At 75.8% G+C, this 1,815-nt stretch carries 1 protein-coding gene; it reads left to right on the top strand.

All coding sequences use genetic code 11. The features are described from left to right. Positions 1-137: 137 nt before the first annotated feature. Positions 138-1,703, top strand: coding sequence for an alkaline phosphatase family protein (locus F2B26_RS16050; RefSeq protein WP_235929722.1), 1,566 nt, complete (start codon positions 138-140; stop codon positions 1,701-1,703). Positions 1,704-1,815: the final 112 nt, after the last annotated feature.

Raw genomic sequence — 1,815 nt, forward strand, 5'->3', positions numbered from 1 at the left:
CGCGTCGTCGTCGGTGCTGTGCCAGGGTCGGTGCCCACGCCGCCTGGGTGAGGGTGGCGCCCGAAGGTGGGTACGGCGAGCGGGGGCGCGCATGGTCAGGTCCAGGTGGGTGCCGGTGGCAGCCGGGGCTGCTCGTCGTGCAGCTCGACGGGCTGAGCCGTCCGGTGCTCGACCAGGTGATCGAGGCCGGGCTGGCCCCGACCTTGCTGAGCTGGCTCACCGAGGGCTCCCACGTGCTCGACCCGTGGTGGGCGAGCGTGCCGTCGTCGACGCCGGCGTCGCAGGCCGGGATGCTGCACGGGGCGGCCGACCAGATCCCGGCGTTCCGCTGGTGGGACCGGACGGCGGGACGGCTCGTGGTCACCAACCACCCGGCCGACGCCGCTGCGGTCGAGCGGCTGCTGTCCGACGGCGAGGGGCTGCTCGCGCACGGCGGGACGGCGGTCTCGACCATGTTCTCCGGCGACGCCGCGCGCGCCTACCTCGTGATGAGCCGGACCCGCCCCGGTCCGCGGGCCCGCCCCGACCTGGGTCCGGGTGCGGCCTACCTGCCGTTCTTCGCCAGCCCGTTCGTGCTCATGCGCGCCGTGACCCGGTCGATGGGCGAGATCGTCAAGGAGCTCTACCAGGCCCGTCGCCAGCGGGTGAACGGGGTGCACCCCCGCATCGGGCGCGGCGGCTGGTACGTGCTGCTGCGTGCGGTCACCAACGTCCTGCTGCGCGACCTGTCCACGTCGCTCGTGGCCGAGTCGATGGTGCGCGGTGACCCGACGGTGTTCGTCGACTTCGTCGACTACGACGAGATCGCGCACCACGCGGGGCCGACCCGGCCGGAGGCGCTGCGCGCGGTCGAGGGTCTCGACGGTGTGCTCGCGACCCTGACCCGGGTGGCGCTGGTCGCCCCGCGCGACTACCAGGTGGTGGTGCTGTCCGACCACGGCCAGTCGCTCGGGCCGACGTTCGAGCAGGTGGAGGGGCGGCGGCTGGTCGACACGGTGCGTGCGCTCATGTCGGCCCCGCCCGACGCAGGGGTGCAGACCGAGTCCGCCGAGGACTGGGGTCCGGTGAACGCCCTGCTCACGCCGTTCTGGCGGAGCGGGACCCAGGTGGCGGTCGGGCCGGAGCGGACCGGACGCCAGGGCGCGCCGGTCGCCACCGACCTGCCCGACGTCGTGGTCGCCGCGTCGGGCAACCTGGGCATGGTCTGGTTCCCGCGGCTGGACCACCGCCCGGCGCTGGACGAGCTGCAGGAGCGCTGGCCGGGGCTCGTGGCCGGGCTGGCGGCCCGTCCCGGGGTCGGTGTGGTGGTGGTCGACAGCGCGCAGGGCCTGCTGGCGGTGGGGGCGCGCGGCGTCCACCCGCTGGAGTCGGGTGCCGCCGTGGAGGGCGAGGACCCCCTCGTGCGGATGGGGCCGCGCGCCGCGCAGGACCTGGCGCGAGCGGGCCGACTGCCGCACAGCGGTGACCTGCTGCTCGTCTCGTCGGTGAGCGCCCGGGGCCATGTGCACGCGTTCGAGGGCCAGGTGGGGTCGCACGGCGGGCTCGGCGGCCCGCAGAACGAGGCGTTCGTGCTGCACCCGGCGTCGTGGGTGGTCGACGACGCGCTGCGCGAGCCGCTGGGCGACGAGCGGTGGCTGGTGGGCGCCGATGCGCTGCACGCCCAGCTCGCGGCCTGGCAGCGGGCGGCAGGGCTGCGGCCGTGACCGGCGACGGCGTGCGCTGGCTGGGGCACGCGAGCGTCGTCCTCGACCTTGCCGGGCGCCGGCTGCTCACCGACCCGCTGCTGCGCGAGCGCAGCTTCGGCGTCTGGGAGGG

Source organism: Cellulomonas citrea (assembly GCF_009829685.1).
Classification (GTDB): Bacteria; Actinomycetota; Actinomycetes; order Actinomycetales; family Cellulomonadaceae; genus Cellulomonas; species Cellulomonas citrea.